This window comes from Pseudomonas sp. LBUM920, from assembly GCF_003852315.1.
Classification (GTDB): Bacteria; Pseudomonadota; Gammaproteobacteria; order Pseudomonadales; family Pseudomonadaceae; genus Aquipseudomonas.
The window spans coordinates 3,146,515-3,159,733 of record NZ_CP027762.1; the positions used below are offsets into that span (position 1 = coordinate 3,146,515).

9 protein-coding genes are annotated in these 13,219 nt (G+C 62.7%); 7 read left to right on the forward strand and 2 right to left on the reverse strand.

The genetic code is table 11. The annotated features are described in order from the left end of the window. Window positions 1-76 precede the first annotated feature (76 nt). From C4J83_RS14610 to C4J83_RS14635, 6 genes are all read left to right on the forward strand, one after another. Window positions 77-1,831, forward strand: coding sequence for a type I secretion system permease/ATPase (locus C4J83_RS14610; RefSeq protein WP_106578106.1), 1,755 nt, complete (start codon window positions 77-79; stop codon window positions 1,829-1,831). Then, window positions 1,828-3,129: an HlyD family type I secretion periplasmic adaptor subunit gene (locus tag C4J83_RS14615; protein ID WP_106578107.1), complete on the forward strand. Its 1,302-nt coding sequence runs from the start codon at window positions 1,828-1,830 to the stop codon at window positions 3,127-3,129. The genes C4J83_RS14610 and C4J83_RS14615 overlap by 4 nt, the downstream gene beginning before the upstream one ends. Window positions 3,130-3,131: 2 nt before the next feature. Then, window positions 3,132-4,466 carry a TolC family outer membrane protein gene (locus tag C4J83_RS14620; RefSeq protein WP_106578108.1) on the forward strand — a complete coding sequence of 445 codons (1,335 nt, stop codon included), beginning with the start codon at window positions 3,132-3,134 and terminating at the stop codon, window positions 4,464-4,466. Between the two features lie 30 nt (window positions 4,467-4,496). Further along, the gene (gene eprS / locus C4J83_RS14625; protein ID WP_124417423.1) at window positions 4,497-7,454 is read left to right on the forward strand and encodes an autotransporter serine peptidase EprS; all 2,958 of its coding nucleotides are present in this window, start codon (window positions 4,497-4,499) and stop codon (window positions 7,452-7,454) included. 115 nt (window positions 7,455-7,569) lie between these two features. After that, window positions 7,570-10,677 (forward strand): autotransporter outer membrane beta-barrel domain-containing protein, encoded by a 3,108-nt coding sequence (locus C4J83_RS14630; RefSeq protein ID WP_124417424.1) that lies wholly within the window; start codon window positions 7,570-7,572, stop codon window positions 10,675-10,677. A gap of 128 nt (window positions 10,678-10,805) precedes the next feature. Beyond that, window positions 10,806-12,236 carry a polyurethane esterase gene (locus C4J83_RS14635; RefSeq protein ID WP_106578111.1) on the forward strand — a complete coding sequence of 477 codons (1,431 nt, stop codon included), beginning with the start codon at window positions 10,806-10,808 and terminating at the stop codon, window positions 12,234-12,236. A gap of 16 nt (window positions 12,237-12,252) precedes the next feature. On the opposite strand, the gene C4J83_RS14640 is transcribed toward C4J83_RS14635, so the two are convergent. Then, complete coding sequence (locus C4J83_RS14640) at window positions 12,253-12,522, reverse strand: hypothetical protein (RefSeq protein WP_119740575.1); 270 nt, start codon at window positions 12,520-12,522, stop codon at window positions 12,253-12,255. 190 nt (window positions 12,523-12,712) lie between these two features. On the opposite strand from C4J83_RS14640, the gene C4J83_RS30510 reads away from it, so the two are divergent. Then, window positions 12,713-12,877 (forward strand): hypothetical protein, encoded by a 165-nt coding sequence (locus tag C4J83_RS30510; protein WP_164487936.1) that lies wholly within the window; start codon window positions 12,713-12,715, stop codon window positions 12,875-12,877. Between the two features lie 40 nt (window positions 12,878-12,917). Here the strand turns inward: C4J83_RS30510 and C4J83_RS14645 are convergent, their stop codons facing one another. Beyond that, window positions 12,918-13,142, reverse strand: a complete 225-nt coding sequence (locus C4J83_RS14645; protein WP_106578113.1) for a YgdI/YgdR family lipoprotein — start codon at window positions 13,140-13,142, stop codon at window positions 12,918-12,920. Between the last annotated feature and the right edge of the window lie 77 nt (window positions 13,143-13,219).

Sequence of the window (13,219 nt, forward strand, 5' to 3'; positions counted from 1 at the left end):
TTTTAATAGTTGGCCGCCCTACTGTGGGGCCAGGGCAACTAGTGCGCGTAATTCGCTTCAGGGAAGATCAGAAGATATGGCGAAGTCCCATGCGGTTGCGCCCTTATTCAGGGCGTTGGGTGAATACAAGAGTATTTTGATCAGCATCGGCTGTTTTACCGCATTGATTAACCTGTTGATGCTGGTGCCGTCGATTTACATGCTGCAAGTGTACGACCGTGTGTTGTCCTCCCAGAATGAAACCACCCTGGTGATGTTGACGTTGATGGTCGTCGGCTTCTTTGCGTTTATCGGCACGCTGGAAGTCATTCGCAGTTTTATCGTGATCCGTATCGGCAGTCAGTTGGAGCGACGCTTCAACTTGCGCGTCTACAAAGCCGCCTTTGAACGCAACCTGCAACGCGGTGAGGGGCACGCCGGGCAATCCCTTGGCGACCTGACCGTGATCCGCCAATTCATCACGGGGCCTGCGCTGTTCGCGTTCTTTGATGCACCGTGGTTTCCCATCTACCTGTTCGTGATTTTCCTCTTCAACGTGTGGCTCGGCGTGCTGGCAACGGCGGGCGCGGTACTGCTGATCGCGCTGGCGTGCCTGAATGAATACCTGACCAAAAAACCGCTGGGCGAGGCGGGCGCGTTTTCCCAGCAATCGACCCAGTTGGCCACCAGCCATTTGCACAACGCCGAGACGATCCAGGCCATGGGCATGCTCGGCGCGTTGCGCAAGCGCTGGTTCGCGGTGCATTCGCAATTTCTCGGCTATCAGAACAAGGCCAGCGACACCGGCTCGGTGATCACCTCGCTGAGCAAGTCCTTTCGCCTGTGCCTGCAATCACTGGTGCTGGGCTTGGGCGCCTTTCTGGTGATCAAAGGCGAGATGACGGCCGGGATGATGATCGCCGGTTCCATCCTCATGGGCCGCGTGCTCAGCCCCATCGACCAACTGATTGCGGTGTGGAAGCAGTGGAGCTCGGCCAAGTTGGCTTACCAGCGGCTTGACCAATTGCTGCGCGAATTCCCGCCGGAAGTCGAACACATGGCGCTGCCGGCGCCCAACGGCCAGGTCAGTTTCGAGCAAGTCAGCGCGGGCCCGCCCGGGCGGCGCGTGCCGACCTTGCATCAGGTCAGCTTCAACCTCGGTGCGGGCGAAGTGCTGGGCGTGCTCGGCGCGTCGGGTTCGGGCAAATCCACCCTGGCTCGCGTGCTGGTGGGTGTGTGGCCAACCCTGGCCGGCACGGTGCGCCTGGACGGCGCCGATATCCATCGCTGGGACCGTGACGACCTTGGCCCTCATATCGGTTATTTGCCCCAGGACATCGAACTGTTCAGCGGCAGCATCGCCGACAACATTGCGCGGTTTCGCGACGCCGACCCGGAACGCGTGGTGCAGGCCGCGCAACAAGCCGGTGTGCATGAGCTGATCCTGCGCCTGCCGCAGGGTTACGACACGGTGCTGGGCGACAACGGCGGTGGCCTGTCCGGTGGCCAGAAACAACGCGTGGCCCTGGCACGCGCGCTCTACGGCGGGCCGCGCTTGATCGTGCTGGATGAACCCAACTCCAACCTCGACACCGTCGGCGAGGCCGCGCTGGCCAGTGCCATCGTGCAGATGAAAGCCCAGGGCAGCAGCGTGGTGCTGGTGACGCACCGGTCCTCGGCGCTGGCCCAGGCCGATAAATTGCTGGTGCTGAACGAAGGCCGTTTGCAGGCCTTCGGCCCCAGCCAGGAAGTGCTGCGCGCCTTGTCGGGCCAGCAGCAGGAAGCACCACGAGAAAAGGCCGGCGTGAGCCTCAGCCGTCAGTACCAAGCCGGAAGGAATCCAGGCGCATGAGCAGCCTTACATTTGAGCAACGTGATGCCGGTTTTTTCGTAAAAATGGGTTGGCTGCTGACCATCGTCGGCGCCGGCGGCTTCTTTCTCTGGGCCAGCCTGGCGCCTCTGGACCAAGGCATCCCGGTGCAAGGCACGGTGGTGGTGTCGGGCAAGCGCAAAGCCGTGCAAACCTTCAGTCCCGGCGTGGTCAGCCGGATTCTGGTGAAGGAGGGCGAGGTGGTCAAACAAGGCCAGCCGCTGTTTCGCCTTGACCAGACCCAGAACCAGGCCGACGTGCAATCCCTGCAAGCCCAGTACCGCATGGCCTGGGCCAGCGTGGCGCGTTGGCAGAGCGAGCGCGATAACCGCTCCAGCATCACCTTTCCGGCCGAGCTGAGCGCCAACCCCGATCCGGCCCTGGCCCTGGTGCTGGAAGGCCAGCGCCAACTGTTCAGCAGCCGCCGCGAGGCGTTTTCCCGTGAGCAAGCCGGGATTCGCGCGAATATCGACGGTGCCACCTCGCAACTCAATGGCATGCGCCGTGCCCGCAGCGACTTGTCCGCCCAGGCCCAATCCCTGCGTGACCAACTGGCCAACCTGCAACCCTTGGCCGACAACGGCTATATCCCGCGCAATCGCTTGCTCGATTACCAGCGGCAACTGTCCCAGGTGCAACAGGACCTGGCGCAGAACGCCGGCGAAAGCGGCCGCGTAGAGCAGGGCATTCTTGAATCACGGCTCAAGTTGCAGCAGCACAGCGAGGAATATCAGAAGGAGGTGCGCAGCCAACTGGCCGACGCGCAGCTGCGCAGCCTGACCCTGGAGCAGCAGCTCACCTCGGCCGGCTTCGACCTGCAGCACAGTGAGATCAACGCCCCGGCCGATGGCATTGCGGTCAACCTCAGCGTGCACACCGAAGGCGCCGTGGTGCGTGCCGGTGAAACCCTGTTGGAAATCGTGCCACAGGGCACACGCCTGGAAGTCGAAGGGCGTTTGCCGGTGAACCTGGTGGATAAGGTTGGCACGCACTTGCCGGTGGATATCCTGTTCACGGCCTTCAACCAGAGCCGCACCCCGCGCGTGCCGGGCGAAGTCAGCCTGATTTCTGCCGACCAGATGCTTGATGAAAAAACCGGCCAGCCGTACTACGTGCTGCGCACCACGGTGAGCGAGGCCGCACTGGAGAAACTCCATGGCCTGGTGATCAAGCCGGGCATGCCTGCCGAGATGTTCGTGCGCACCGGCGAGCGCTCGTTGCTCAATTACCTGTTCAAGCCGCTGCTGGACCGCGCCGGCTCCGCGCTGACCGAGGAATGAGCATGAAACCTGTGTTCATTTCGCTGCTGTTGATGTGTGGCTCTGCCCAGGCTGCCATGGGCCCGTTTGATGTGTATGAGCAAGCCTTGCGCAACGATCCGGTGTTTCTCGGCGCGATCAAGGAGCGCGACGCCGGCCTGGAAAACCGCACCATCGGCCGCGCCGGGCTGCTGCCCAAGCTGTCGTACAACTACAACAAGGGCCGCAACAACTCTGAGGCGCACCTGCCGGACGGGCGCGGCGGCAACTACCGCGACGACCGCAACTACAACAGTTATGGCTCCACCTTCAGCCTGCAACAGCCGCTGTTCGACTACGAAGCCTATGCCAACTACCGCAAGGGCGTGGCCCAGTCGTTGTTCGCCGATGAAAGCTTTCGCGACAAGAGCCAGGCGCTGCTGGTGCGGGTGCTGAGCTATTACACCCAGGCCTTGTTTGCCCAGGACCAGATCGACATCGCCCGCGCCAAAAAGAAGGCCTTCGAGCAGCAGTTCCAGCAAAACCAGCACCTGTTCCAGCAGGGCGAAGGCACACGCACCGACATCCTCGAAGCCGAATCGCGTTATGAACTGGCGACTGCCGAAGAGATCCAGGCGCTGGATGAACAGGACGCGTCGCTGAGGGAGTTGGGCGCGTTGATCGGTGTGCAGAGCGTCAACATCCAGGATTTGGCGCCACTGAACCAAAGCTTCGCCGCCTTCACCCTGACGCCGGCCAACTACGACACCTGGCATGAACTGGCGATCACCAATAACCCGACCCTCGCATCCCAACGCCAGGCCGTGGAAGTGGCGCGCTATGAAGTGGAGCGCAACCGCGCCGGGCACCTGCCGAAGATCACCGCGTATGCCAGCTCGCGCAAACAGGAATCCGACAGCGGCAACACCTACAACCAGCGCTACGACACCAACACCATCGGCATTGAAGTCAGCGTGCCGCTGTATGCCGGTGGCGGTATTTCGGCCTCCACCCGCCAAGCCAGCCGCGGCATGGAGCAGGCCGAGTACGAGCTGGAAGGCAAGACGCGCGAAACCCTGATCGAGCTGCGCCGCCAGTTCAGCGCGTGCCTGTCCGGGGTGAGCAAATTGCGCGCGTATCAAAAAGCCCTGACCTCGGCCGAGGCGCTGGTGGTATCGACCAAGCAGAGCATCCTTGGCGGCGAGCGGGTCAACCTGGATGCGTTGAACGCCGAGCAGCAGCTGTACAGCACCCGTCGCGACCTGGCCCAGGCGCGTTATGACTATTTGATGGCCTGGACCAAATTGCACTACTACGCGGGCAACTTGCGCGACACCGACCTGGCGAAAGTCGATGAGGCGTTCGGCCCGGTGAAATGAGCAGTTATAAAAACAATAAGGATGGTTTAGATGATCACCGATTCATCACGCTTCAAACCCTTTACCGCAGGTTCCTTGCTGCTGTTGTCCGTTGCGGCACAGGCGCAATACACCGAGACCGGTTTACTGGGTAACCCCGCCAGCTGGCGTTCGGCCGAGTTCCAGAGTGACTGGGGCCTGGACCGCATGAAGGCGAATGAGGCCTACGCCGCCGGGATCAGCGGCAGCGGGGTAAAAATCGGCGCGCTGGACTCCGGGTTCGATACCGATCACCCGGAAGCCTCCAAAGACCGCTTCCACCCGGTTACGGCCACCGGCACTTACGTCAATGGCAGCGCGTTCAGCACCACCGGCGCGCTCAACCCCAACAACGACTCCCACGGCACCCACGTCACCGGCACCATGGGCGCGGCGCGCGATGGCGTGGGCATGCATGGCGTGGCGTACAACGCGCAAGTCTATGTGGGCAATACCAACGCCAACGACAGCTTCCTGTTTGGCCCGACCCCGGACCCCAAATACTTCAAGGCGGTGTACACCGCGTTGGTGGATTCCGGCGTGCGCGCCATCAATAACAGCTGGGGCAGCCAGCCGCCGGACGTCAGCTACCAGACCCTCGAAGGCCTGCACGCCGGCTACGCCCAGCATTACAACCAGGGCACCTGGCTGGATGCGGCAGCGGATGTGGCCAAGGCCGGCGTGATCAATGTGTTCAGCGCCGGCAACAGTGGTTACGCGAATGCCAGCGTGCGTTCGGCGCTGCCCTATTTCCAGCCGGAGCTGGAAGGCCACTGGCTGGCCGTGTCGGGCCTGGACAAGGCGAATAACCAGAAATACAACAAGTGCGGCATCGCCAAATACTGGTGTATTTCCACCCCGGGCGCGCTGATCAACAGCACCGTTCCCGGCGGCGGTTATGGGGTCAAGTCCGGTACGTCGATGTCGGCGCCGCACGCCACCGGCGCCTTGGCGCTGGTGATGGAACGCTACCCGTACCTGAACAATGAGCAGGCGTTGCAGGTGCTGTTGACCACCGCCACGCAACTCGACGGCTCGATCACTCAGGCACCCAATACCACCGTGGGCTGGGGCGTGCCGGACCTGGGCCGGGCGATGCACGGGCCGGGGCAATTGCTCGGCTCGATGAACGTCAACCTGGCGGCCGGGCAGGGCGATGTGTGGAGCAACGGCATCACCGACCAGGCGTTGCTCCAGCGCCAGGCCGAAGACCGCGCCGAGCACACGGCCTGGCAGCAAACCCTGATCGACAAGGGCTGGCAAAACGGCGTGGGCGCAACTGCCAGCCAGCAGGACCAGACTGACTACGCGATCGGCACCGCCCGTGATCAAGCCGCCGCGAACCGCGTGTATGAAGGCAGCCTGATCAAATCCGGCGCCGGCAGTTTGCTGCTCAGCGGCGACAGCACCTACCGCGGCGCGACCAGCGTCAATGGCGGCCTGCTGGCGGTAAACGGCTCGCTGACCTCGGCAGTGACGGTGAACGACAGCGGCACCCTCGGCGGCTCCGGGCGAATCGGCGCCTTGGCGGTGAACAGCGGCGGCACCGTGGCGCCGGGCAATTCGGTCGGCACCTTGCAGGTGGCGGGCGATGTGAACCTGGGCGCGGGCTCCACCTATGCGGTGGAACTGACCCCGACCAGCAGCGACCGCATTGTCGCCGGTGGCAAAGCCGTACTGGGCGGCGGCACCGTCACCCTGGCGCTGGAAAACAGCCCGACATTGCTGAGCCAGAGCCAGGTGCAAAGCCTGATCGGCCGCCAATACACCATCCTGCAGGCGGCGGGCGGCATCCAGGGGCAGTTTGGCCAAGTGCTGCCCAACTACCTGTTCCTCGGCGGCACCCTCGACTATGCGGCTAACGGCGTGCAACTGGACGTGGGGCGCAACGGTGCGACCTTTGCCAGCGTTGCCGCCACCCGTAACCAGCGCGCTGTCGCCGCCGCTGCCGAGCAACTGGGCGCGGGCAACCCGGTGTATGAAAGCCTGTTGCAGTCCGATTCCGTGGCAACCGCTCGGCAAGGCTTGCAGCAACTGTCCGGCGAGGTCTACCCAGCGATTGGCGCGATGCTGATCAACGACAGCCTGCAGTTGCGTGATGCTGTGGGTGAGCGGCTGCGCCATGTACCGGTGAGCGGCGAAAGTAACCTGTGGCTCAAAGCCCTCGGCGCCTGGGGCAAGGCTGACAGCCGCAGCGAAACCGCAGGCTCGACCACCTCGATCGGTGGCTTGCTGGCCGGTGTGGACGGTGCGTTGGACGAGCAGACCCGCGTGGGTGTGGTGGCTGGCTACAGCGACAGCTCCTTGAACCTGGGCAGTGGCACGCACTCATCGGCGTCCATCGACAGTTACCACTTCGGTGCGTATGCCGGGCGGGAACTGGGTGACTGGCGCGTGAGCGTCGGCGGCGCCTACAGCTGGCATCGCGGTGATGTGAAACGCGACCTGCAATACGGCGACGTCAGCGGCAAGCAAAAGACCAAGCTGGATGCACGCACGGCGCAGCTGTTTACCGAGGCGGCGTACCGCATTCACCTGCAACCGCTGGCGCTGGAGCCGTTCGCCAACCTGGCGTACGTGCACCTGGACAGTGACTCATTCCACGAAAAAGGCGACGCCGCAGCCCTGGAGCGTGGCAGTGACCGGCGTGATGCGGTGCTCAGCACCCTGGGCCTTCGCGCGTTGAAAACCTTGCCTTTGAATGACCATCAGCGACTGGAACTGTCCGGCTCGCTGGGCTGGCAGCACAGCCTCACGGCGGTGGAATCCGAAGAACACTTGGCGTTTGTTGCCGGCGGGCCGTCATTTGCCGTGCGCAGTTCGCCGTTGCTACGTGACGCGGCGCTGGTTGGCGTGCAGGCCAGCCTGGCGTTGAGCCCGACCACACGGGTCAACCTGGATTACAACGGCCAGTTGGGTGGCCGCGAGAAAACCCAGGGCGTGGGGCTGAGCCTCAACTGGCAGTTCTAGAGAGCAACGCAGGTCAAGAACTGTGGGCGCTGGCACGCCAGCGCCCACGTTAGACAGGCGACGCTGAAGAAAAGTGATTCACATACCGGCAATAAGAAAACTAAGGAAGGTCACCGTGAACAAACGCAAGTCAGGGTTAATCACCGCCACTCACACCGGCCCGGGCTACCCGCTCAAGGCCTTGACCTGCGTGCCATACGGCGCGTTGCTGTGCTGCCTGGCAAGCCTGGGAACCGCCCAGGCCGCACCCTATGTGGAAGCGGGCAAGCTGGGCGACGCGGCCAGTTGGCGCAGCAATGAATTCAAGGCCGACTGGGGCCTGGGCGCGGTGCACGCAGATGCCGCCTACGCCGCGGGCTACACCGGCAAGGGCGTCAAGCTGGGGATCTTCGACCAGCCGGTGTACGCGCAGCACCCCGAATTCGACAGCCCCGGCAAGGTGGTGACCATTGTCACCGAAGGCATTCGCCAATACACCGACCCCTACATTCCGGTGAAGGCGGGCGATGCGTTCCGTTATGACGGCACGCCATCCAAAGACTCCAACGGCAAGCTGGGTAACCATGGCACCCACGTCGGCGGCATTGCCGCGGGTAATCGCGATGGTGGGCCGATGCATGGCGTGGCGTTCAATGCGCAAATCCTCAGCGCCGAAAACGGCGACCCGGGCCCGGAAGACGGGATCATCCTCGGTAACGACGGCGCGGTGTACAAAGCCGGTTGGGATGGGCTGGTCGCCAATGGCGCGCGCATCATCAACAACAGCTGGGGCATCGGTATCGGTGACCAGTACGCCAAGGGCGGCCGCGATCCGGCATTCCCCAATTTCACGGTCAATGAAGCGCAGGCGCAGTTCAACGTTATCCGGCCGATCCTCGGCACGCTTGCCGGCGGGGCTTATCAAGGCGCAATCGACGCGGCCCGCAGCGGCGTGCTGACCATCTTTGCCGCCGGTAATGACTACAACCGCAACAACCCGGATGCGATGTCGGGCCTGGCCTACTTCGTGCCGGACATTGCGCCAAACTGGCTGTCGGTGGCGGCCTTGCAGCAAAACCCGGACACCGCCAGCGCTGATCCTTATGTGATCAGTACGTTCTCGTCGCGCTGCGGGTATGCGGCAAGCTTTTGTGTGTCGGCGCCGGGCACCAAGATCTTCAGCTCGATCATCAATGGCACCGATCTGTCAAACCTCACCACCGACTGGGCCAATAAAAATGGTACTTCCATGGCCGCACCCCACGTGGCCGGCGCTGCGGCGGTGTTGATGGAACGCTTCCCGTACATGAGCGGCGATCAGGTCTCCACCGTGCTCAAAACCACCGCCACCGACCTCGGCGCGCCAGGCATCGACGCGCTGTACGGCTGGGGCATGATCAACCTGGGCAAGGCGGTCAACGGCCCGGGGATGTTCATTACCGGCGCTGATATCCCGGCCGAGTTTCGCATCGACGGTGCGTATGGCAACGGGCAGTTCGTGGCGAATTTGCCAGGGATCGGCGCCGTGGTGGATGCCGGCAAACCGACCCAGCGTCTGTGCACCGACGTGCACTGCGGGCTGGACGTGTGGAGCAACAACATCTCCGGCCACGGCGGCCTGACCAAGCAGGGCATCGGTGCACTGGTGCTGACCGGCAACAACACCTACAGCGGCCCGACCCTGGTCAATCAGGGCTTGCTGGCGATCAATGGCTCGGTTACCTCCGACGTCACAGTGAGCCAGAGCGGCGTGGTCGGTGGCTCGGGGCGTATTGGCTCGCTGTCCGCGAAAAGCGGCGGCACCGTGGCGCCGGGTAATTCCATCGGCACGCTGAATGTGGCTGGCAATGTCACCTTCGACGCGGGCTCGACCTATGCGGTCGAGTTGTCGCCAACCAGCAGCGATCGGATCGTCGCCGGTGGCACGGCCACACTCAATGGCGGCACCGTGACCCTGGCCCTGGAAAACAGCCCGACACTGCTGACAAACGCGCAGGCCCAGAGCCTGATCGGTCGCCAGTACAACATCCTGCAAGCCGCGGGTGGGGTTACCGGTAGCTTCGGTGCGGTTCTGCCCAACTACCTGTTTATCGGTGGCACGTTGAACTATGCCGCCAACGGTGTGCAGCTGGATGTGGCGCGTACCAACAGCTTCGCCAGTGTGGCCGTCACGCCCAACCAACGTGCGGTCGCCGCGGCGGCAGACCAGTTGGGCGCGGGCAACGCGGTGTATGAAAGCCTGTTGCTGGCGCCGACGGCGGCCTCGGCGCAGGGCGCGTTCCAGCAACTGTCCGGCGAAATCTACCCGGCGCTGCAGAGCGCGCTGGTCAACGACAGCCGCTACGTGCGTGAAGCCGTGGGCGAGCGCTTGCGCAATGGCGAGATGGGCGCTACCAGCGAAACCCTCGACAGCCGTGGCAACGTGTGGGTCAAGGCCCTGGGCGCCTGGGGCAAAACCGACAGCCGCAGCGACACGGCGGGCTACACCACGTCGCTGGGCGGCATGCTTGTGGGCGTTGACGGTGCGTTGGACGAGGCGACCCGGATCGGTCTGGTCGCCGGCTACAGCGACACCTCGTTGAACATGGGCAACGACACCCACTCACGTGCCTCGGTCGACAGCTACCACTTTGGCGCCTACGCCGGGCATGAGATCGGTGCCTTGCGCTTGAGCGGGGGAGCGACCTACAGCTGGCATCGCGCCGATGTGAAGCGCGACCTGCAGTACGGTGATGTGGCCGGCAAGCAGAAAGTCAAAGTGGACGCAAGCAGCACGCAGGTGTTTGGCGAAGCGGCTTACCGCGTCGATCTGCAACCGCTGGCCCTGGAGCCGTTCGCCAACCTGGCTTACGTGCACCTGGACACCGATGGCTTTACCGAAAAAGGCGACGCCGCCGCGCTCAAAGGCCACGACGACAGCCGCGATGTGGTGTTGAGCACCCTGGGCATGCGTGCATTGAAGACCTTCAATGTGAACGATCACCAGCAACTGGAGGTGTCCGGCACCCTGGGCTGGCAGCACAACCTGAGCAGCACTGATTCCGAGCAGCACCTGGCGTTCGCGTCGGGCAGCCAGTCGTTCGCGGTTGAAAGCGCGCCGATGGTGCGCGATGCCGCGCTGGTGGGCGCGCGGGTGAGCCTGGCCTTGAGCAAAGAGGCGCGGGTGAACTTTGACTACAACGGCCTGCTGGCCAGCAAGGACAAAGTGCACGGTGTGGGGCTGAGCCTCGACTGGGCGTTCTAAAGGCTTCATAACCTTTGCATGCGGGCCAGGTGTCCGGTGGGAGCACGCCAGCTCCCACCGGACCCCTGGCCCGTCGCTGAAACGTGTTTTCGCTTTCTCTACAAATCCAACAACAGAGAGGCACTACCATGGGTATCTTTGACTATAAAAACCTTGGCACCGAGGGCTCCAAAACGTTGTTCGCCGATGCCATGGCGATCACGTTGTATTCCTATCACAACCTGGATAACGGCTTTGCCGTGGGCTACCAGCACAACGGGTTGGGCTTGGGGCTACCGGCCACGCTGGTCGGTGCGCTGCTCGGCAGCACGGATTCCCAGGGCGTGATCCCTGGCATCCCGTGGAACCCGGATTCAGAAAAAGCCGCCCTTGAGGCGGTGCAGAAAGCCGGTTGGACACCGATCAGCGCCAGTGCTCTGGGCTACGCCGGCAAGGTCGATGCACGTGGCACCTTCTTTGGGGAAAAAGCCGGCTACACCACGGCCCAGGTCGAGGTACTCGGCAAGTACGATGACGCCGGCAAGCTGCTCGAAATCGGCATCGGTTTTCGTGGCACCTCGGGGCCACGGGAAACCTTGATCAGCGACTCGATCGGCGACTTGATCAGCGATCTGCTCGCGGCCCTGGGGCCCAAGGATTACGCGAAAAACTACGCCGGCGAAGCCTTCGGCGGCTTGCTCAAGAATGTTGCCGACTACGCCGGTGCCCATGGCCTGACCGGCAAGGACGTGGTGGTCAGCGGCCACAGCCTGGGCGGGCTGGCGGTCAACAGCATGGCGGACTTGAGCAACAACAAATGGGCGGGGTTCTACAAGGACGCCAACTATGTTGCCTATGCCTCGCCGACACAGAGTGCCGGCGACAAGGTGCTCAATATCGGTTACGAAAACGACCCGGTGTTCCGCGCGCTGGACGGCTCGTCGTTTAACCTGTCGTCGCTGGGCGTGCACGACAAACCCCACGAGTCCACCACCGATAACATCGTCAGCTTCAACGACCACTACGCCTCGACGCTGTGGAATGTGCTGCCGTTTTCCATCGTCAACCTGCCCACCTGGGTCTCGCATTTGCCGACGGCGTACGGCGATGGCATGACGCGCATCCTCGAGTCCGGCTTCTACGACCAGATGACCCGTGACTCCACGGTGATTGTTGCCAACCTGTCCGATCCGGCGCGGGCCACCACCTGGGTGCAGGACCTCAACCGCAATGCCGAGCCCCACAAGGGCAACACGTTCATCATCGGCAGCGACGGCAACGACCTGATCCAGGGCGGCAACGGTGCGGACTTTATCGAGGGTGGCAAAGGCAACGACACGATCCGCGACAACAGCGGGCACAACACCTTTTTGTTCAGCGGCCACTTTGGCAATGATCGCGTGATTGGCTACCAGCCCACCGACAAACTGGTGTTCAAGGACGTGCAAGGCAGCACCGACCTGCGTGACCACGCGAAGGTGGTCGGCGCCGATACGGTGCTTACGTTTGGGGCCGACTCGGTGACGCTGGTCGGCGTGGGGCATGGCGGGCTGTGGACGGAGGGCGTGGTGATCGGCTGATTACTCACGCAACCGATCAGTGCCAGTGCTGCCCCCGCCAGCCACCGCCCCAATTGGGCCGGTGGGGGTAGCCATAGCCATAGCCGTAATAGTGATGTGGGTAGTAGTAAGGGCGTGGCGCATAGCCCCAATGCCCGTAATAGACCGGTGGCGGTGGTTGCACCACGATCACCCGCGGTGGCTGGCGAATGATGAGGGTGTCGGCGAATGCTGGCGCGCAGGCCAGGGCCGCCAGGGTCAGGGGAATCAGTAAAAGAGCGCGTACCGTGCGGGACATGAGTGCCATGGCCGTCGTTCCTCCGTTGTGCCACGTTCGAAAATAAAAGCGGCTTATCGGTTAAACGCCCAGGCGGGAAAAATCCTTCGGTAAATAAATCTTCATTGATCAGCGGCGCAGCCTTGCGACGGATTACGTGCGCCTGACGCGTTTAATCAGCACCTGCGAGATGTTTCGCGCGTCATGTGAGGAGCTGAGCATGTCCCGACTTCGATTGCTGCTGTGCGCCCTGGTACTGCTGGGGTTGGGCGGGTGTGCGGTGTACCCGGCCTATCCGGGCCCATGCTGCTACCGGCCGTACTACCACTCGTACTATTACCATCCCTACTATCACCCGTATTACCACCCGTACTACCGGTACTGAACCTGCAATAAAAAGCCCCGCATCTGCGGGGCTTTTTTTATCAGTTTTCCTTGCGTACCGTCGCTACGTCATCGGCCTTGACGCGCACATGCTTGCCAGCGATGTCGGTGAACTCGTAGAAGCCGTCGGCCGTCTTGGTTTTAGGGGTGTCCTTGGTCAGATACTGCGTACCATTTTGCAATGTCACCACGGTTTGCGTTGAGCAACCGGCCAAAAGCAGAAAAGTGAGTGCAACCAGCGGCAGACCCAAATTCTTCATGTTCATAACCCTTACCTTTAACCCTGAAAAGTCCCGCAGCCTATGGGTGCGGGCCGTAAATGTTACGCCATCAACTGAGCTAT